This window comes from Sanguibacter sp. Leaf3, assembly GCF_001425965.1.
Classification (GTDB): Bacteria; Actinomycetota; Actinomycetes; order Actinomycetales; family Cellulomonadaceae; genus Sanguibacter; species Sanguibacter inulinus.
Genome location: NZ_LMRH01000001.1, coordinates 428,555 through 447,923 on the forward strand (window position 1 = coordinate 428,555; position 19,369 = coordinate 447,923).

11 protein-coding genes are annotated in these 19,369 nt (G+C 72.4%); 8 read left to right on the plus strand and 3 right to left on the minus strand.

Going from position 1 to position 19,369, the window contains the following annotated elements; all coding sequences use genetic code 11:
- Positions 1 to 181: 181 nt before the first annotated feature.
- On the plus strand, positions 182 to 9,589 hold the full coding sequence (locus ASG53_RS01910; RefSeq protein ID WP_162246124.1) for a hypothetical protein: 9,408 nt from the start codon (positions 182 to 184) through the stop codon (positions 9,587 to 9,589).
- Between the two features lie 249 nt (positions 9,590 to 9,838).
- Here ASG53_RS01910 and ASG53_RS01915 read toward each other — a convergent pair whose 3' ends face one another.
- Entirely contained in the window at positions 9,839 to 10,690 is an 852-nt protein-coding gene (locus tag ASG53_RS01915; protein ID WP_235533802.1) for a formate/nitrite transporter family protein, read from the minus strand.
- A gap of 135 nt (positions 10,691 to 10,825) precedes the next feature.
- On the opposite strand from ASG53_RS01915, the gene ASG53_RS01920 reads away from it, so the two are divergent.
- Positions 10,826 to 11,905, plus strand: coding sequence for an NADH:flavin oxidoreductase/NADH oxidase (locus ASG53_RS01920; protein WP_056127727.1), 1,080 nt, complete (start codon positions 10,826 to 10,828; stop codon positions 11,903 to 11,905).
- A gap of 43 nt (positions 11,906 to 11,948) precedes the next feature.
- On the opposite strand, the gene ASG53_RS01925 is transcribed toward ASG53_RS01920, so the two are convergent.
- Positions 11,949 to 13,373 carry an NAD-dependent malic enzyme gene (locus ASG53_RS01925; RefSeq protein ID WP_056127729.1) on the minus strand — a complete coding sequence of 475 codons (1,425 nt, stop codon included), beginning with the start codon at positions 13,371 to 13,373 and terminating at the stop codon, positions 11,949 to 11,951.
- A gap of 340 nt (positions 13,374 to 13,713) precedes the next feature.
- A complete protein-coding gene (locus tag ASG53_RS01930; protein WP_056130486.1) occupies positions 13,714 to 14,529 on the minus strand; it encodes an HAD family hydrolase in 816 nt (271 codons plus the stop codon).
- A 126-nt stretch (positions 14,530 to 14,655) separates the two neighbouring features.
- Between ASG53_RS01930 and ASG53_RS01935 the strand changes: the two genes are divergently transcribed.
- From ASG53_RS01935 to ASG53_RS01960, 6 genes are all read left to right on the plus strand, one after another.
- Positions 14,656 to 15,654 (plus strand): hypothetical protein, encoded by a 999-nt coding sequence (locus ASG53_RS01935; protein ID WP_156382633.1) that lies wholly within the window; start codon positions 14,656 to 14,658, stop codon positions 15,652 to 15,654.
- The gene (locus ASG53_RS01940) at positions 15,651 to 16,958 is read left to right on the plus strand and encodes a TadA family conjugal transfer-associated ATPase (protein ID WP_082543717.1); all 1,308 of its coding nucleotides are present in this window, start codon (positions 15,651 to 15,653) and stop codon (positions 16,956 to 16,958) included. Before ASG53_RS01935 ends, ASG53_RS01940 begins: the two co-directional genes overlap by 4 nt.
- Positions 16,955 to 17,668 (plus strand): type II secretion system F family protein, encoded by a 714-nt coding sequence (locus tag ASG53_RS01945; RefSeq protein WP_056127735.1) that lies wholly within the window; start codon positions 16,955 to 16,957, stop codon positions 17,666 to 17,668. The genes ASG53_RS01940 and ASG53_RS01945 overlap by 4 nt, the downstream gene beginning before the upstream one ends.
- Positions 17,665 to 18,351 carry a type II secretion system F family protein gene (locus ASG53_RS01950; RefSeq protein ID WP_056127738.1) on the plus strand — a complete coding sequence of 229 codons (687 nt, stop codon included), beginning with the start codon at positions 17,665 to 17,667 and terminating at the stop codon, positions 18,349 to 18,351. Before ASG53_RS01945 ends, ASG53_RS01950 begins: the two co-directional genes overlap by 4 nt.
- 224 nt (positions 18,352 to 18,575) lie before the next feature.
- On the plus strand, positions 18,576 to 18,932 hold the full coding sequence (locus ASG53_RS01955) for a DUF4244 domain-containing protein (RefSeq protein WP_082543859.1): 357 nt from the start codon (positions 18,576 to 18,578) through the stop codon (positions 18,930 to 18,932).
- Positions 18,932 to 19,363 (plus strand): TadE family type IV pilus minor pilin, encoded by a 432-nt coding sequence (locus ASG53_RS01960; RefSeq protein ID WP_056127746.1) that lies wholly within the window; start codon positions 18,932 to 18,934, stop codon positions 19,361 to 19,363. The genes ASG53_RS01955 and ASG53_RS01960 overlap by 1 nt, the downstream gene beginning before the upstream one ends.
- Positions 19,364 to 19,369: the final 6 nt, after the last annotated feature.

Here is a 19,369-nt window from a genome sequence, read left to right on the forward strand (position 1 = left end):
AGACCCCGCACCCAGCCCGCAACCCGCCGGTGCGGCGGCTGACGATGGGTCGGCGACACGACTCGGGTGGGACCTGGGTCCTTGCGGACGGGACGGCCACCAGGGGAAGCACCAGGTCAACCGCCCGCCGGTCCTGCCGGACGTGCCGCCTGGCATCACTCCAACGAGGGGGCACGGACACATGCACACCACCACTGGGCGCCGCCACAGGGCGGCCACGGCCGGCCGGCGGGCAGCAGCCATGATCGCCACCGTCGGTCTCGTGCTCATCGGAGCCGTCGCCACACCCGCAGCCGCTGTCGAGTCCGACAGCGCCGAGGCCGAGGGCCGCGTCGTCAGCGGCGGCGGCACCGTGAACCTCGACGGGATCGCCAGCCTCGCACCGGCCTACAGCGCCGACCCGAGCGCTCCCGGGATCGTCGCCAGTCCCCTCCAGGCCTCGGTGCTGAGCACCCTCGGCATCGACCTCGGCGGCGGTGTCCAGCTGTTCGGGCCGAACGGCGTGATCGGCGTCGGAGCCCTCGAGCAGTACGCGTCGACCAGCGAGGAGGACGCCTACGCGGCCTCCGGCGCGGTCACGCAGGACGGGTCGATCGCCGTCGGCGGGACCGGCCCGCAGGACAACGCCTTCGTCGACGTCACCGAGCTCCTCGACACCGCGGCGCTCAGCGCGATCACCACAGGGCTGATCTCCGAGCTCAGGGTCGAGCTCGGGGCGCTGTCTGCGACAGCCGGCTCTGTCGGTGACGACCTCGCGACGAGCGACTACCAGATCGCCGACGGGACCCTCGTCTTCACGAGCCCTGTCGTGCAGAACCTCACGACGAACCTCAACGGGGCCCTCACCACCCTGACGACCACCGCGAACGGGATCACCGGTCCGACGGGCATCCTCGGCCAGGCGCTCCCCGGCATCGCGACCAGCGTCGTCGGACCGCTCACGACCGCACTGCGCACCGTGACCGCCGGCCTCGTCACGGTGAGCAACGTCGCCGTGACCGCCGGCCTGACCGTCAACCTCAACACGGCTCTCTCCGCGATCACAGCAGCGCCGATCACGAGCACCGACAGCGCCGTGACCATCAACTTCGCGACAGGTGAGGTGACGGTCGACCTCGCCAGGCTCATCGCCAACTCCCAGGGCGGGCCGTACGACGGCACGCTCAACAACCTCGCGCCGAACACCGAGCTGCTCGACCCGTCGATCATCCAGGCCGGGCTCGACGGGGCCGTCGCGACGATCTTCGACCAGGTCCCCGCGCTGCTCGTGAACTCGGCGAACAACACCCTGCGCAGCTCGACGATGACCGTGCGCCTCACGGCGAACGCGACTGTCGGCACCCCGCCGCTCGCCGTCCCGCTCGTGGCCGTCAACGTGCTGGCGACCGGGACCGTCGCGAGCTTCCTCGGCACGCCCGGCGCTCCGGCCCCCGTCCTCGACACCTCGCAGACGACCGCCCTCGGCGTGATCCCGCTCGGCACGCTGCTCACCCCGATCACGAGCACTGTGGTGGGCACGCTCCTTCCCGCGATCGTCACGCCGCTCTCGAACGCGATCACCGGCGTCGGGATCACCGACGCCGCCTTCCGCCCGCTCGTGGTCGCCGCCGGCACGGCCCTCCAGCCGATCACCGGGGTGATCAACCAGATCCTCTCGATCACCGCGAACGTCCAGGAGGCCGGGAGCTTCACCACCCCGGCCGGTTTCGACGAGGGCGCGTTCACGCAGCGTGCCGTGAGCATCGACCTGCTGCCCCTCCTGGGGACACCTCTCGCCGAGGTGAACCTCGCGTCGGCGACCGTGAGGTCTGCGGTGGTCCCGGCCGTCGACGTGGCGATCACCGCCCCGCTCGACGGCAGCGTGCTCACGGTGCCCGACTCGGGCGCGACCCTGCCGCTGGCTGTCACCGGCACCGGCGAGATCGGTGCCGACGTCTCCGTCGCGGCACCGGGCCTGCCGACCCAGACGACTGTTGTCGGTCCCGACGGCACCTGGACCGTCACCTTCCCGGCGGTGGGTGTGGGCACCTACGCGGTGACCGCGACCCAGACCGCCGGTGCGGAGGTCAGCACAGCGAGCGTCGGCGTCACGGTCGAGGTCGGCGAGATCGACGACGTCGCCATCACCGCCCCCGCCGACGGCACAGTGCTCACGGTCCCCGTCGACGGGACCACCGACGTGGTGGTCTCGGGCACCGGGCAGATCGGCGCCGACGTCGTCGTGTCGCTCCCGGGCCAGCCCGACCAGACCGTGGTCGTCGGCCCTGACGGCACGTGGACCGCGACCTTCGCCGGGATCGACGAGGGCAGCTACGCGGTGACCGCGACCCAGGCCGTCGGCGACCAGACGAGCAGCTCCTCCGTGACCGTCGTGGTCGACGAGGTCTTGCCCGTCGCGATCACGCTCCCGACCGACGGCACAGTGCTCACGGTCCCCGCGACGGCACCCGAGACCGACGTGACCGTCACCGGCACCGGCGACCCCGGCGCCGACGTGGTCGTCGCGCTGTCCGGGCTCCCGGAGCAGACCGTCACGGTCGCCCCGGACAGGACCTGGACCGCGACCTTCCCAGGCGTCGGTGTCGGGACCTACACCGTGACCGCCGCGCAGACCGTCGGTGACCAGGCCACCACCGCGAGCGTCAGCCTGACCGTCGAGGTCGGCGAGATCGCCGACGTGGCGATCACGCTGCCGGCCGACGGTGCCACCCTCACGGTGCCCGACGGTGCGAGCACGGTCGACGTCGCCGTGACCGGGACCGGCCAGATCGGCGCAGAGGTCGTCGTCTCGGCCTCCGGCCAGGCAGACCAGACCACGACGGTCGGCCCTGACGGCACGTGGACGGTGACCTTCCCCGCTGTCGGCACCGGCACGTACACCGCGACCGCGAGCCAGACCGTCGGTGCCGAGACGACGACCGCGACGGTCGGCTTCACGGTCGAGGTCGGCGAGATCGACGACGTCGCCATCACCTCCCCGACCGACGGCCAGGTCTTCACGGTCGCCGTCGGCGACGAGACCGACGTGGTCGTCGCAGGCACCGGTCAGATCGGCGCCGAGGTCGTCGTCGCGGTCACCGGCCAAGACGACCAGACCGTGACCGTCGGACCTGACGGGACCTGGACCGCGACGTACAGGGACCTCCCGGCAGGGGAGTACACGGTCACCGCCACCCAGACCGTGGGCACCGAGCAGTCGACCGCGACGGTGGCCCTCGAGGTCGCCGAGATCGACGCCGTCGCCATCACCGCACCGGGCGACGGAGACGTGATCACCGTCGTGACCGGCGAGACCACCGACCTGGTGGTCTCGGGAACAGGGTTCGTCGGCGCCGACGTGCTCGTGAGCATCCCCGGTCAGCCGGAGCAGCCCACGACAGTCGGCCCTGACGGGACGTGGACCGCGACCTTCCCGGGCCTCGGCGCCGGCTCCTACACCGTCACCGCGGACCAGACTGTCGGAGACCAGAGCAGCTCGAGCTCCGTCACCGTCGAGGTCGCCGAGGCCGACGCTGTCACCATCACCGCACCGGCCGACGGCACAGTCGTGACGGTCCCCGCAGGCGGGACGACCGACCTGGTCGTGACGGGGACCGCGGACACGGCGACCGACGTGGTCGTCTCGATCCCGGGCGAGACCGACCAGACAGCAGTCGTCGCACCTGACGGCTCGTGGACCGTGACCTTCCCTGGCCTCGGCGAGGGGACCTACGCGGTGACCGCGACCCAGACCGTCGGCGCCCTGACGACCGACGCCACCGTCCGCGTCGTCGTCGATGACGTCGCGGGGGTGACCGTCACCGCGCCCGCCGCGGGGGACGTGATCACCGTCCCGGTCGGCGGGACCGCAGACCTCGAGGTCGTCGGGACCGGTGACCCTGGCGCCGAGGTCCTCGTGACGGTGACAGGTCAGCCTGACCAGACTGTCGTCGTCGAGCCCGACGGGTCGTGGACCGCGACCTTCCCGGGCCTCGGGGCCGGTTCCTACGAGGTCGTCGCCACCCAGACCGTCGGCGACCAGACCACCAGCGTGACCGTCCCCGTCGAGGTCTTCGAGGTGGCCCCGCTGGGCATCACGTCACCTGTCGACGGCGACAGCCTCTACGTGGCGACAGGCTCCGAGGCCGACCTCGTCGTGACCGGCACAGGCTCGATCGGCGCCGACGTCCTCGTGTCGGTCCCCGGCGAGACCGACCAGGAGACGACCGTCGGCGACGACGGCACCTGGACGGTGACCTTCCCGGGTCTGCCCGCCGGTACCTACACGGCCACCGCGACGCAGCTCGTCGGTGACCAGCTGAGCAGCGAGGACGTGACCGTCGAGGTCGTCGACGTCGACCAGGTCGCGATCACCGCACCGGCCGACGGAGACGTCGTGAGCATCCCGGCAGGGGAGACCATCGACGTGGTGGTCACTGGTACAGGCGACGCCGGCGCCGACGTCGTGGTGGCCGTGACAGGTCAGCCCGACCAGACCGTCACCGTGGAGACCGACGGGACGTGGACAGCCACGTTCCCGGGCCTCGTCGAGGGCACGTACACGGTCACCGCGAGCCAGACCGTGGGGACCGACGTCACCGCGTCGACTGTCACCGTGACCGTCGACGCGGTCGACCAGGTCGCGATCCTCGCACCGGCCGACGGAGACGAGATCCCGGTCGCGGAGGGCACCACGCGTGACGTGGTCGTCAGCGGCACCGGTGACGTCGGCGCAGACGTCGTGGTCACCGTCGACGGCCAGCCGGGCCAGACCGTCGTCGTCGCCCCGGACGGCACCTGGACGGCGACCTTCACCGACCTCGGTGCCGGCACCTACGAGGCCACGGCGACCCAGACCGTCGGCGGTCAGACGAGCACCTCGACGGTGACCGTCGAGCTCGTCGACTTCGTGGCCGTGACCATCACGGCGCCGCTCGACGGCGACGTCGTCCTCGTCCTGCCCGGCGGGTCGACCGACCTGGTCGTCAGCGGTGCGGGCGAGACCGGTTCCGACGTCCTCGTGACCATCCCGGGGGTGGGTGACCAGACTGTGGCCGTCGGCCCCGACGGCACCTGGACCGCGACCTTCGACGACGTCCCCGTCGGCGAGCACGAGGTGACGGCCACCCAGGTGGTCGGCGACCAGACGACCGACGCCGCGGTGACGGTCTCGGTCGAGGCCGAAGAGGTCGACGCGGTCGCGATCACCGCACCGGCCGACGGAGACGTGATCTCCGTCGAGGCCGGCGGGACGACCGACCTGGTCGTCGAGGGCACCGGTGACGTGGGCGCGGAGGTCGTGGTCTCCGTGACCACCCAGCCGGACCAGACGGTGACCGTCGGCCCCGACGGCACGTGGACGGCCACGTTCCCGGGCCTCGGCGAGGGTGAGGCGCCCTACGTGGTGACCGCCACCCAGACCGTCGGGACCGACGTCACCACCAGCACGGTCGACGTCACGGTCGACGGTGTCGACCCTGTGGCGATCACCGCCCCGGCAGACGGTGCGGTCTACTCCGTCCCCGTCGGCGGGTCGACGGCGCTGACCGTCACCGGTACGGGCGACGTCGGAGCAGACGTCCTTGTCTCGCTCGCGGGCCAGCCCGACCAGACCGCTGTGGTCGGCGCGGGCGGCACGTGGACGGTCACCTTCCCAGGTCTCCCGGTCGGCGAGCACGACGTGGTCGCCAGCCAGCTCGTCGGCGGCGTGACCAGCACCGCCGAGATCTCGGTCTCCGTGGTGGTCGGCACGATCGCCTCGGTCCAGATCCTCACGCCCGCCTCGGGCGACGTCATCACGGTCCCGCTCGGAGGGTCGACCGACCTCGTGGTCTCCGGGACCGCCCAGACCGGCGGCGAGGTCGTCGTGACCATCCCCGGCGAGGAGCCGCAGACGGCGACCGTCGGGGACGACGGCACCTGGACGGTGACCTTCCCAGGTCTCGGCGAGGGAGTGCACCCGATCACCGCGACCCAGACGGCCGCGGGACAGGTCAACCAGGCGGCCATCACCGTCGAGGTCGACGGCATCGTGCCCGTCACGGTCGTCGAGCCGGCTGACGGCGACGTCGTCACCGTCCCGGTCGGCGGGACCACCGACCTGGTGGTCACCGGTGCCGGGGACCCCGGCGCCCAGGTGCTCGTCACCGTCACCGGCCAGGTCGACCAGACCGTGGTCGTGACCCCGGGCGGCACGTGGACCGCGACCTTCTCGGGCCTCGGCGCAGGCGCGTACGACGTGACTGTCGCCCAGACCGTGGGTGACCAGACGTCGACCGAGACCGTCACGGTCGAGGTCGACGAGGTGGTCGCCGCGACGATCACCGAGCCTGCCGACGGCGACGTCGTCACGGTCCCTGTCGGCGGCACGACGGACCTGGTGACGTCGGGGACCGGCGACCCGGGTGCCGAGGTCGTCGTGAGCCTCGACGGGCAGCCCGACCAGACCGTGGTCGTGGCACCGGACGGCACGTGGACGGCCACGTTCCCGGGTCTCGGCGAGGGCACGTACGACGTGACCGTCACCCAGACCGTGGGTGACCAGACGTCGACCGAGACCGTCACCGTCGAGGTCGACGGGGTCGTCGCGGCGACGATCACGTCCCCTGCTGACGGTGACGTCATCACCGTCCCCGAGGGCGGGACGATCGACCTCGAGGTCACCGGCACCGGCGACCCTGGGGCCGAGGTCGTCGTGAGCGTCGGCGGACAGCCCGACCAGACCGTGGTCGTGGCCCCGGACGGCACGTGGACGGCCGTCTTCCCGGGTCTCCCGGCAGACAGCTACGAGATCACCGTGACGCAGACCGTGGGTGACCAGACCACGACCGAGACCGTCACGGTCGAGGTCGACGGTGTGGTCCCGGCGACCATCACCGCCCCGGCCGACGGTGGCACGCTCCAGGTCCCGGTGGGAGGGACGACCGACCTGGTCGCCTCTGGCACGGGTGACCCGGGTGCCGACGTGGTCGTCTCCGTGACGGGCCAGCCCGACCAGACCGTGGTCGTCGCACCCGACGGGACGTGGACGGCCACCTTCCCAGGCCTCGGCGAGGGTGGGTACGACGTCACCGCCACGCAGACTGTCGGCGACCAGACGACGACCGAGACCGTCACGGTCACGGTCGACGGGGTCGACGCCGTGAGCATCACGGCCCCGCTCGACGGAGGCGTGCTCTACGTCGCCGACGGCGGCACGACCGACCTGGTGGTCGCAGGGACAGGAGACGCCGGTGCCGAGGTCGTGGTCTCGGTGACAGGTCAGCCTGACCAGACCGTCACCGTCGAGACCGACGGCACGTGGACGGCCACGTTCCCGGGCCTCGGAGCAGGCGAGTACACGGTCACGGCGGACCAGACCGTGGGGACCGTCGTCTCGACGACCGACGTCTCCGTCGCCGTCCAGGTCGCCGCTCCCGTGGCGATCACCGCTCCGCTCGACGACGCGGTCTTCTCCGTCCCGACGGGCGGGTCGACCGACCTCGTGGTCACAGGGTCCGGCGCCGCCGGAGCCAGCATCGTCGCCTCGATCTCCGGGCAGCCGGACCAGACGACGACGGTCAGCCCCGAGGGCACGTGGACGGTGACCTTCCCAGGTCTCGGGGTCGGCTCCTACGACGTGACGGTCGGCCAGCTCGCCGGGGCCGTGCCCAGCACGGACGAGGTCTCCGTCTCGGTCGAGGTCGGCAGCATCGCGCAGGTCGTGATCCTCGCGCCCCTCTCGGGCGACGTGGTCACGGTCCCGGTCGGAGGGACCACGGACCTCGTGGTCTCGGGCACCGGGGAGATCGGCGGCGAGGTCGTCGTCACCGTCCCCGGCGAGACGCCGCAGACCGCGACGGTCGGGCCTGACGGCTCCTGGACCGTCACCTTCCCCGGGCTCGGGGAGGGTGAGCAGGTCGTGACAGCAACCCAGACGGCCGACGGCCAGACCAACCAGGCTGCCGTCACCGTCGAGGTCGACGCGGTCGCCCCCGTCGACATCACCGCACCCGGCGACGACACCATCATCACGGTGCTCCCGGGTACTGCGGCAGACCTCGTCCTGACCGGGTCCGGCGACGTCGGCGCCCAGGTGCTCGTGAGCGTCGAGGGTGAGGACGACCAGACGGTGGTCGTCGGGCCTGACGGCACGTGGACCGCCACGTTCCCCGGGCTCGGTGCGGGGAGCTACGACATCACCGCCAGCCAGACCGTCGGTGACCAGACGAGCACGGACAGCATCACGGTCGAGGTCCAGGTGGATATCGACGCGGCCGAGGTCGACCCTGTGACGATCACCCTGCCGGCCGACGGTGACGTGCTCACAGTCCCGGACGACGCGAGCCTGCTCGACGTCACTGTGGTCGGCTCGGGCGAGGCCGGCGCCGAGGTGGTCGTGACCATCCCCGGTCAGGAGCCGCAGACCGCGACCGTCGAGACAGACGGCACGTGGACCGTGACCTTCCCGGAGCTGGGTGTCGGCAGCTACCAGGTGACCGCGACCCAGACCATCGAGGTGTCCTTCACGACCGACACCGTGGGTGTGACGATCGCGGTCGGGGAGATCGTCCCCGTCGTCATCACCTCACCCCAGGACGGCAGCTCGATCTGGGTGATGCCCGGCGCGACGAGCGAGCTCGTGGTCGAGGGTGAGGGTCAGATCGGTGCTGACGTGGTGGTCTCCGTGACAGGTCAGGACGACCAGCCGACGACTGTCGGCCCCGACGGGACCTGGACGGTGACCTTCGAGGCGCTGTCAGTCGGCGCCTACGAGGTCGAGGCGGCCCAGACCGTCGGAGACGTCGAGTCCTCCGACGCCGTCGGGGTGACCGTCGAGGCCATGGAGGTCGCTGACGTCGTCATCACCTCGCCGCTCGACGGTGACGTGATCACCGTGCCGGCAGGCGAGGCGACCGACGTGGTCGTCACGGGTGCCGGTCAGCCTGACGCCGAGGTCGTGGTGTCGGTCCCGGGCTGGGACGACCAGACGGTGACGGTCTCGCCCGAGGGCACGTGGGAGGCCACGCTGCCCGAGGTCGGGGTTGGCGCCTACCCGGTGACAGCGACCCAGACCGTCGGGGACCAGACGAGCACCGACACCGCGGCCTTCGTGGTCGAGGCCCAGGAGGTCCCGGCCGGACGCCCCTTCGCGGTCGTCAAGTACTCGCTGCTGGTCCGGGGCGCGGGCATGACCCAGGAGGTCTACGGCAGCGGGTTCGTCCCGGGTGAGACCGTCTCGGGTGTGGTCCGGTCGACGCCGCTGCCGCTCGAGCCCGTCGTGGCCGACGCCGAGGGGAACGTCACGCTGACCTTCCCGGTCGACGAGGCCTTCGACCTCGGGGCGCACGCGGTCTACCTGACCGGCAGCGTCTCGGGTGAGCTCGGCGCCGACCAGCTCGCGACGGGCTTCGTGGTGATGGACATGGCCAACGGCTTCCTCGTGACGCCCGGTGGCTCTGTCATCCGCTGGCCCGGCGCCGCGGCGCCGGCCCCGACAGGGGCTGGGTCCTCGGGTGGTCTGGCCCGCACGGGTGCGGACGACCTCGGGGCCGGTCTGCTGGCCGGTGCGCTCCTGCTCCTCACCGGAGCGGGTCTGCTCGCAGTCCGCCGTCGGACCGGGGAGGGGTGACGGGACGGGCTGCTGCCGTGACGACGGGTCCGCCCCCTCGGACCCGTCGCCACCTGCTCGCGACGCGCGGCGTCCGGTGATGCCCCGGCCGACGAGCGCGTGAGACGACGGATGCTCCGTACCGAGAGGTGCGGAGCATCCGTCGTCTGGGGTTCCGATGAGGATCAGGCCCGGCGAGGTTCAGATAGAGCGAGGAGCAGGTAGATCGAAGAGCAGGCGGGCGGGCAGCAGGCTTCGAGAGCGAGAGCCTCAGCGAGCGGCTGGCGTGTCGAGCGGGACGGGGAGCGCTGGGCGCAGCGGACCGGCGACCAGTGCGTAGCCGAGCCCGACCACGACGGCGCCGCCCACGAGGTTGCCGATCCCGACGACGGTCATGTTGCGAGCGAACTGCCCCCAGGTGGCCTCGGGGTCGCCGCTCATGAGGCCGAGACCGTAGGTGGTCATGTTGGCGACCACGTGCTCGAAGCCCGAGGTGATGAAGGCCAGCAGGCACCAGAAGATGACGAAGAGCTTGGCGCCCTCCGACGTGAGGCGGGCGCAGGACCAGATGGCCAGGCACACGAGGATGTTGCAGAGCACGGCGCGGAAGAACAGCTGCGTGCTGGACTCGTGCGCCTTCGCCGCGAGCATGGACGAGATCATCTTCCCGCCGGGGGTCTCGGGGGCCAGGACCCCGGAGAAGTGCACGAGGGCGGCGAAGGCGAAGGCTCCGAGCATGTTGCCGAAGAAGCTGAAGGCGAGCGTCCCGGCGCCCTGGCCCCACCGGACGGACCGGCCGATCGCGCCCTGGGTGAGCGTCATCATGTTCGAGGTCGAGAGCTCGCCGCCCGCGATGACCACGAGGGTGAGCGCGATGCCGAACACGAGGCCCGACACCAGCTTGGCGGCTGGGGAGTCCTGCGCCAGGAACGGTCCGGCCGCAGAGACCATGAGCACGACGGCGACGCCGACGTAGGCTCCGGCCATCATCGCCTGGACGGTGTAGGCGAGGGGGCGGCGGGTGGCCGCGACCTTGGTGAGCGCCGCAGCGCGCTGGTACTCGAGGGTCTCCGGGATGGTCAGCACGTGATCAAGGATCCTCCCGGCGGTGTCCCCCTTCATGGGACCATCGGCCTCCCTTCGGCTGTCAACCCGCGGGACTCGCTCGATTGGGGACGGGCGGCTGCCGTGGCGCCGCCGTCGCGACCAGGTCGCACGTGGAGGAATGCTCGGACCAGCGCGGGCGTTGCGACCAGCATGACCTCACCGCTGCTCTTCGAGCCCCTCACGCTGCGCTCTGTCACCTTCCCCAACCGGGTCTGGCTCGCTCCGATGTGCCAGTACTCCGCAGTCGACGGCCTGCCGGGTGACTGGCACCTCGTCAACCTCGGTGCACGGGCCCAGGGTGGCTTCGGGCTCGTCGTCGCCGAGGCGAGCGCAGTCGTCCCCGAGGGCCGGATCACGCCGCAGGACACCGGGATCTGGTCCCAGGAGCACACGGCCGCGTGGGCGCGCATCGTCGACTTCGTGCACGAGCGCGGGTCGCGTGCGGGCATCCAGCTCGCCCACGCCGGGCGCAAGGCCTCGACCTTCCGACCGTGGAGCGAGCACCGCGGCTCGGTCCCTGCAGCGGACGGTGGATGGGAGACCGTGGGCCCCTCGGCCGAGGCCTTCCCAGGCTACGAGGCACCGCGCGAGATGACCGCGCAAGAGATCGCGGAGATCCCCGCGGCCTTCGCCGCGGCGGCAGTCCGGGCGGACGAGGCCGGCTTCGACGTGGTCGAGATCCACGCGGCCCACGGGTACCTGCTGCACCAGTTCCTCTCGCCCCTGTCCAACCACCGCACCGACGGCTACGGAGGTCCGCTCGAGGACCGCGCACGGCTGCTCGTCGAGGTGACCGACGCGGTCCGCGCGGTGTGGCCAGCCGACAAGCCGCTGTTCGTCAGGGTCTCGGCGACAGACTGGCTGCCCGACGGCCTGTCGGTCGACGACGTCGCGCAGGTGGCCGCTGTGCTCGGCGAGCACGGGGTCGACCTCGTGGACGTCTCGACCGGCGGCAACGCCCCCGCGCAGATCCCCGTCGGTCCCGGGTACCAGGTGCCCGCGGCGCGGGTCGTCCGCGAGGTGTCTGGCGTGGCCGTCAGCGCTGTCGGTCTCATCACCGACCCCGCGCAGGCCGAGCAGGTGCTCGTCGACGGGTCTGCCGACGCCGTGATGCTCGGCCGCGAGGGCCTGCGCGACCCGCACTGGCCGCTGCGCGCCGCCCACGAGCTCGGCGTGCCGACCGACCAGGCCCGCTGGCAGCCCCAGTACGTGCGGGGCGCCTGGACCTGACGGTCTGGCAGGGCCTGGTCTGGCCGGGCCTTGCCTGGCCCGGCTAGGCGCTCGCGGCCGCTGCTGCTGCGTCGGCCTCGGCCTCCGCGCGGGCCGTCGCCTCGACCGCGGCGGCCACGAGCGTGGTCACCTCGGGGTTGAACACGCTCGGGACGATGTAGGTCGGGTTGAGCTCGTCCTCGTGGATCACGGCGGCGAGAGCCTTGGCCGCAGCGAGCAGCAGCGGCTCGGTGACCTTGCTCGACCTGGCGTCGATCAGCCCGCGGAACACGCCTGGGAAGGCGAGCACGTTGTTGATCTGGTTCGCGAAGTCGCTGCGGCCCGTGCCGACGATCGCGGCGTGCTTCGCGGCCTCGTCGGGGTCGACCTCGGGGGAGGGGTTGGCCATCGCGAAGACGATCGAGTCCTCGGCCATCGTCGCGACGTCCTCCCCGGTGATGACGTTCGGCGCAGACACGCCGATGAACACGTCTGCCCCCGCGAGCGCCTCCTTGAGCGTGCCCGTGAAGCCGCGAGGGTTGGTGTTCTCGGCGGTCCAGACGAGCGACTCGGCCAGGCCTGGGCGTCCGGGGTAGATCACGCCGTCGATGTCGGCGACGACGACGTCGCGCGCCCCGGCGGCGAGGAGCAGCTTGAGCACAGCGGTCCCGGCGGCGCCAGCCCCGGAGAGCACGATCCTGACGTCGGGCAGCGACTTGCCCACCACGATCAGGGCGTTGGTGAGGGCGGCGAGGGCGACGATCGCGGTGCCGTGCTGGTCGTCGTGGAACACCGGGATGTCGAGCTCGGCGCGCAGGCGGCGCTCGATCTCGAAGCAGCGTGGGGCGGAGATGTCTTCGAGGTTGATCCCGGCGAAGACCGGGGCGATGGCCTTGACCGCGGCGACGATCTCGTCGACGTCTGTCGTGTCGAGGGCGATCGGGAAGGCGTCGATGTCGGCGAAGCGCTTGAAGAGCGCGGCCTTGCCCTCCATGACGGGCAGCGAGGCGAGGGGACCGATGTCTCCGAGCCCGAGGACCGCGGTGCCGTCGGTGACGACGGCGATCGTGTTGCGCTTGATGGTGAGGCGGCGGGCGTCCTCGGGGTTCTTCGCGATCGCCTGGCAGACACGGGCGACGCCGGGGGTGTAGATCATCGAGAGGTCGTCGCGGTTGCGGATCGGCACCTTGGACTCGATGCGCAGCTTGCCGCCGAGGTGCAGCAGGAAGGTGCGGTCGCTGACCGGGCCGACCTTGACGCCCGGGATCGCCCGGAGAGCGTCGACGATCTCGGTCGCGTGCGCGTCGCCGCGTGTGGCGCAGGTGACGTCGACGGAGATGTGGTCGGAGTGCGAGGCGGTCACGTCGAGGCCCGTGACGATGCCGCCGGTGTGCTCGATGGACGTCGTCAGCTCGCTCACTGCGGTCGGTCGGGCGACGACCTCGAGACGGACGGTGATGGACGAGGACACGCTCGGCGCTGAGGTCATCAGGTCAGCCTAGTGACGCGACGGCGAGAACGCGGGCTGAGCGTGGACGTGGGACGGGGGAGTCCAGAGAGCGGATCGTCTGGAGGCGTGCGGTGAGCACGGCCTGGACGCACCGACGGCGTCCCTCTCCCGAGGGACGCCGTCGGTCAGACGCAGCGGACAGGTATCAGGCGTGCACTCTCCAAGTTGCTGCTCCAGGTCGAGCCTGGTCAGCATGTCCTCACGGGGACCGGTCGCGCGTGGGTCCTGCTCCCTGCGTTCTGTTGTCCTCCCTTTCTACTCCGCGCGGAGGGCGGTGTGAAGGGGGTCGCAGGAAATGCCTCTGGTCGGTCTGAGCCGTTCAGACGGAGCGGCGGCGCAGCAGCCGCCACACCACGATCGCGGCACCCGTCCCCACCAGCGCGGCGACCCCTGTCGCGACCGACGCGCGGGGCGAGAGGACCCTGCGCAGCGCCACGGGCCGGTTGAAGGTCAGCACGCCCCAGCCCTGCTCGGCCGCGAGGCGGCGCAGCGTGCGGTCGGGGTTGACGGCGAAGCCGTGGCCGACCGCCGAGAGCATCGGGGCGTCGGTGATCGAGTCCGAGTACGCGTACGAGCCGTCCAGGTCGTAGCCGTGCTCGGCGGCGAGCCTGCGGACAGCCTCGGCCTTGTTCTCCCCGTAGGCGTAGAAGTCGATCTCACCCGTGTAGCGGCCGTCGACGACCTCCATGCGGGTCGAGACGGCCTGGTCGGCACCGAGCATCGCGGCGATGGGCTCGACCAGCTCCGCACCCGAGGCTGACACGATCACCACGTCACGGCCGGCGGCCCTGTGCTCGGCGATGAGCGTCACGGCCTCGGCGTACACGTAAGGATCGATGAGCTCGTGCAGGGTCTCGGCGACGATGGCCGAGACCTGGTCGACGGGCCATCCGGTGACCATCGAGCTGAGGTGGGCGCGCATCCGCTCGGTCTGGTCGGCGTCGGCGCTGCCCACGAGGAACAGGAAGTGCGCGTACGCGGCGCGCAGCACTGCGCCGCGGGACAGAAGACCACCCGCGAGGAAGGGGCGTGAGAAGGCGGCCGTCGACGAGGTCGCGATGATCGTCTTGTCGAGGTCGAAGAACGCCGCGGTGCGTCGCCCCGCCGCAGCGTCCGGGGCAGGAGATGAGGTCACCGTTCGAGCGTAACCGGTCGGGCGGTGCGGCCTCTGGTCGTCCACAGGGGGTCTGTCGGGACTGCTCGTCCCGAGGCCGGGCGGTCTGGGGTGCCCCGAGCAGGACGTGACGGACACCGTGGGGCGATGACTTCTGGAACCATCTCCTCCCCAGCTCGCGCGGCCTTCGGGTCTTCGCCGCCTCCCGTGGCACCTGCTGGGCCATCGCCGCGTGCCGTCGCGACCCTGGCGCACCCGACAGGGGTACCCGGCGCGACCCTCGGCGGGACGGACCGGCGTCGAGCCGGCCCTGACGGCCCGGGGGCCGGTGGTCCCTCGACCCGTGCTGTCACGGTCGGTGTGGTCGGGGCCTGCGGCGGCGTGGGTGCGTCGACCCTCGCTGCCGCTGTCGCCGTGACGGGTGCGCGCGACGGGCTGCTCGCCGTGCTCGTCGACGGACGGCACGCGGGTGCCGGGATCGACGTGCTGCTCGGCATCGAGGAAGAACCTGGCCTGCGGTGGGCAGACCTCCAGGACGCGCGCGGCGAGGTCGACCCGGTCAGGTTGCTCGACCTGCTGCCGCGGTGGTCCGGGGTGCACGTCCTGAGCACGGACAGAGCCCGGAGCCTCGCTCAGCCCGACGAGGTCGAAGGTGACGTGCTGCGCGCTGTCGTCTCCGCTGCGGACCTCGTCGTCCTCGACCTCCCTCAGGGGCGGGTCGCAGACCGTGCCCGGTCCTGCGACGTGGGGCTCGTCGTCGCCCTCTGCGAGACGCTCTCGGTCGCAGGGGCCCAGTCTGTCGCGGCCGAGCTCGGCCTCGTCCCGTCCGGGCTGGTCTGCCGGAGGTCTGTCGCGGGCCGGCTGCTGCCGCACGACGTCGCCGCGGCGGCCGGGATGGACCTCTGGGGCGAGCTCGTCACCGACCCTCGGGTCGCGACAGCCGTCGAGGCCGGGGCCGGCCCTCCTGTGAGGACCGGCCGGGACCCCGCAGGACGAGGCCGAGGGTGGGCCGGAGGTCGCCGGGACCGCGGAGGTGGTCGTGGTCGTGCGGACCGGGGTGCTGCCCGGTCCTCGCTCGGGGACGTCGCCCGAGCCGTCCTCTCGCACGCGCAGGCCGTCGCCGGCTCGGGGCAGGCTGGCCGATGACCCGGGTCGCCTCGCAGCAGATTCGTCCTGGCACCCAGCAGCCTGCGCGTGCTGGCACCGAGCAGCCGACCCGTGCCGGCACCCAGCAGCGTGGCCCAGGCTCGCCGCGGTTCCGCAGCGACCCGGCGCGGGACGACCTCCTCCACGGCGTGCGCGACAGGCTCGCGCGGGCAGGACCGCACCCGACGCGCGAGCAGGTCGTCGACGCGCTGCACGCGGGCGACGTCCTGCTGGGGAGCGACGCCCTCGACGAGCTCGTCGGCGTCGTGCGGGCCGAGGTCTTCGGCGCCGGTCCGCTGCAGGAGCTCCTCGACGACCCGACGGCCACCGACGTGCTCGTCAACGGTCCGGCCGACGTCTGGGTCGACCGCGGTTCAGGCCTCGTCCGCGTCGGCGTCGACCTCGGGAGCGACCAGGACGTCCGCGACCTCGCCGTCCGCCTCGCCGCAGCAGGTGGACAACGGCTCGACGACTCCAGCCCGACGGTCGACGCACGCCTCCCTGACGGCACGAGGCTGCACGCCGTCCTCGCCCCGCTGTGCCCGGCCGGAGCGGTGATCTCCCTGCGGACCCTGCGTGCCCAGGCCTTCACCCTCGACGAGCTCGCAGACGCCCAGACGGTCCCACCCGGGTGGGTGCCGGTCCTCGAGGCGATCGTCGGCGCACGCGCCTCCTACCTCGTGTCGGGCGCGACAGGGTCGGGAAAGACGACGCTGCTCGCCTCCCTGCTCTCCCTGGTCCCCGCCTCGGAGCGCATCATCACCATCGAAGAGGCCCGGGAGCTCGTCCCGGCCCACCCGCACGTCGTGCCGCTCACCGCCCGCCGTCCCAACGTCGAGGGCACCGGAGGGGTCGACCTCGCCGACCTCGTGCGCACGGCGCTGCGCATGCGACCCGACCGCATCGTCCTGGGCGAGTGCCGCGGTGCAGAGGTCCGCGACGTGCTCACCGCGCTGAACACCGGGCACGCCGGTGGTAGCGCCACCATCCACGCCAACACGGCTCGTGACGTCCCCGCCCGGCTCGAGGCGCTCGCGGCCCTCGCCTCGATGCCCGCAGCCGCTCTCGTGGCGCAGGCTGTCAGCGCCTTCGACGCCGTCCTGCACCTGCGTCGCAGGAGCCGTCGCACGGACGCGGGTGCTGATCCTGGAGACTCGCGCCGCTATCTCGAGGAGATCGCCGTGGTCGGCCGTGCACCCGACGGGAGCCTCGAGGTCGCACCGGCCCTGACGTGGGACGGGGAGAGCACCCCTCTGCGGCACCCCGGCTGGGAGGACCTCGCGCACAGGCTCGGGTTCGGATGAGCGCTGCCCTGTGGTTCCCGGGGCTCGCCGACGGCGCGGTCGGGGTCCTGCTCGCTGCCGCGGTCGTGCTCGCGACAGGGTCGGTCCCGGTGCGCGGGCGTGGCTCCCTGCGCCCGACGACGCCCGTGCGCAGAGCCCTGATGGCTCTGGGTCGCACGCTCCGACCCACGGTGGGGAGGGTGCGCGGCGGTCTCCCCCGCCGACGCGGCGAGACGGGCCGCGTCCAGGTCGTCATCACGCAGGTCGCCGGGCTCGTCCGCAGCGGCATGCCGCCCGATCTCGCCTGGGCGAGCGTCGACATCGGGACGACGGCCGACGGGATGCCCCGCGCGGACGACCTCGTCGGCCTGACCCACGACAGCTCCCAGGCCCACGCCGTCGTCGCCGCGTGCAGGCTCGCCCACGAGATCGGGTCTCCCGTCGCCCCCGTGCTCGACTCGATCGTCTCCACCCTCGTCACCGCGGCGGAGTCCGCAGCCGATCGCGAGGCGGCGCTCGCGGCACCTCGGTCTACGGCGCGACTGCTGCTCTGGCTGCCTGTCGTCGGCGCCGGGCTCGCGACCGTGCTCGGCGCCTCTCCGCTCCGGTTGCTCCTCGACGGCGGGCCCGCCGCCCTGGCCCCTGTCGCTGGTGGTCTGATGCTCGTGTTCGGTCAGGCGTGGTCACGCAGGCTCGTCCGTTCAGCGGCCGCGGACGGAGACGACCGATGAACGGACTGCCGATCGTGGGCAGCCTGCTCACAGGTCTGCTCGTCGCTCTGCTCGTCTGGTCGGCGACGACGCCGTGGTGGCTCGACAGGGGGCTGGTCGGGCGTGCGGCGCGGCGCTCGGGGCGTGCCGCCCGTCGGACGGCCGGCACGTCTGGCGGGGTGACCGTCGTCGGTCGGGGAGCCAGGACCGGTCCTCCAGGCGCGAGGGACGCTGACCTCCGCGCAGGCGGGGGCGGCGAACCCTCGGTGGACCTCACGGTGGTACTCGACCTGCTCGGAGCCGCACTGGGTTCAGGTGCCGGGGTGCCGCGGGCTCTCGAGGCCGTCGGGCGGTCGGTCGGCGGGGTCGACGGTGCCGGGCTGGCACGTGCGGCTGCGGCGCTGCTGCTGGGTGCTGGGTGGTCTCAGGCCTGGGACCGGGTCCCCGGCCGCCTGTGGCCCGTCGCCGAGGCGCTGCGTCCCGCATGGGTCCACGGGGCACCGCCGGGCGATGCCCTGCGTGTCGCGGGCGAGCAGCTCGTCCACGAGGGGCGCGCGCGGTCGAGGACGGCCGCCGCGCGTCTGGGCGTGCAGCTCGTGCTGCCGCTCGGGCTGTGCCTGCTGCCGGCCTTCGTGCTGCTCGGGCTCGTCCCGGTGATCGTGGCGCTCGGGTCCGGGCTCGGCGCTGGGCTCATGGGCGGTTGAGCGTGGATTGTCCACAGGGTGCGCTGAGTCTGCGTCCATCCACACGTGCCGGATCTAGGCAGTCGCCACCGGGCTCCACCGGCCGACAGTGGACCCGGCACCCCAGCGACACCGAGGTGCTGGACCGCCGGACGGTGGTGGGTGGGCTCTCCGGACCTGCCTCGCTGCCGAGACCGGCCCCTGGGCGCACTCGCGTCCGGGGCACCACGACCAAGGAGCACATCATGACGAGCACCACCTTGACCCTGCCGGCACCCGTGAGCCTCGGACGGTCCGTAGCCCACGGCGAGGACGGCCGACGCGCTGAGCACGACGACCAGCACGATGAGCACGGCCGACACGATGAGCACAGCCGACACGACGAGCACGGCCGACGTGACGAGCACGCGGCGGCAGGCCTCCGCCACCGTTGGGACACCGTCGTCGAGCAGGGGACAGACGTCGGGATGGCGACGGCCGAGTACGCGATCGCGATGATCGCCGCTGTCGGCTTTGCCGGTCTGCTCGTGACGGTCCTGTCGAGCGGGACGGTCCGAAGTCTGCTCACAGGACTGGTCACCTCTGCGCTGAGCATCGGCTGATGACCGTCGAGCACGCTGCCGGCGGCGTGGAGCACGGGCGGGCGCCTCGGCGCCCGGGCCGTGTCAGCCTGCGGAACCTCCGTCAGGACGACCACGGTGCCGTGACGGCAGAGCTCGCGGTCGCGCTCCCGGCAGTCGTGCTCGTCCTCGCGGCACTCCTCGTGGTGGTGGTCGCGGGTGTCTCCCAGGTCCGGGTCGTCGATGCTGCGAGGGCTGGCGCTCGTGCCGCGTCGGCAGGGGAGAGCGACGGCCGGGTCCACGAGATCGTCGCGCAGCTGGCCGGGAGCTCGGCGTCCGCGACCGTGGGCGGTGACGGCTCGTGGGTCACTGTCACCGTGAGAACGTCTGTCACCGGCGGATGGTTCTCCGGGCCCCTGACCGTCTCGGCTACCGCGACCGCCCGCCTCGAGTCGTCGACGGGCGTGCCGTGACGGTGC

Excerpts from the sequence above, each read along its gene's own strand:
- ASG53_RS01915 (WP_235533802.1), bottom strand. The coding sequence starts at position 10,690 with ATGAAGGGGGACACCGCCGGGAGGATCCTTGATCACGTGCTGACCATC.
- ASG53_RS01955 (WP_082543859.1), top strand. The coding sequence starts at position 18,576 with ATGACGAGCACCACCTTGACCCTGCCGGCACCCGTGAGCCTCGGACGG.
- ASG53_RS01910 (WP_162246124.1), top strand. The coding sequence starts at position 182 with ATGCACACCACCACTGGGCGCCGCCACAGGGCGGCCACGGCCGGCCGG.
- ASG53_RS01935 (WP_156382633.1), top strand. The coding sequence starts at position 14,656 with ATGACTTCTGGAACCATCTCCTCCCCAGCTCGCGCGGCCTTCGGGTCT.
- ASG53_RS01940 (WP_082543717.1), top strand. The coding sequence starts at position 15,651 with ATGACCCGGGTCGCCTCGCAGCAGATTCGTCCTGGCACCCAGCAGCCT.
- ASG53_RS01945 (WP_056127735.1), top strand. The coding sequence starts at position 16,955 with ATGAGCGCTGCCCTGTGGTTCCCGGGGCTCGCCGACGGCGCGGTCGGG.
- ASG53_RS01925 (WP_056127729.1), bottom strand. The coding sequence starts at position 13,373 with ATGACCTCAGCGCCGAGCGTGTCCTCGTCCATCACCGTCCGTCTCGAG.
- ASG53_RS01960 (WP_056127746.1), top strand. The coding sequence starts at position 18,932 with ATGACCGTCGAGCACGCTGCCGGCGGCGTGGAGCACGGGCGGGCGCCT.
- ASG53_RS01920 (WP_056127727.1), top strand. The coding sequence starts at position 10,826 with ATGACCTCACCGCTGCTCTTCGAGCCCCTCACGCTGCGCTCTGTCACC.
- ASG53_RS01950 (WP_056127738.1), top strand. The coding sequence starts at position 17,665 with ATGAACGGACTGCCGATCGTGGGCAGCCTGCTCACAGGTCTGCTCGTC.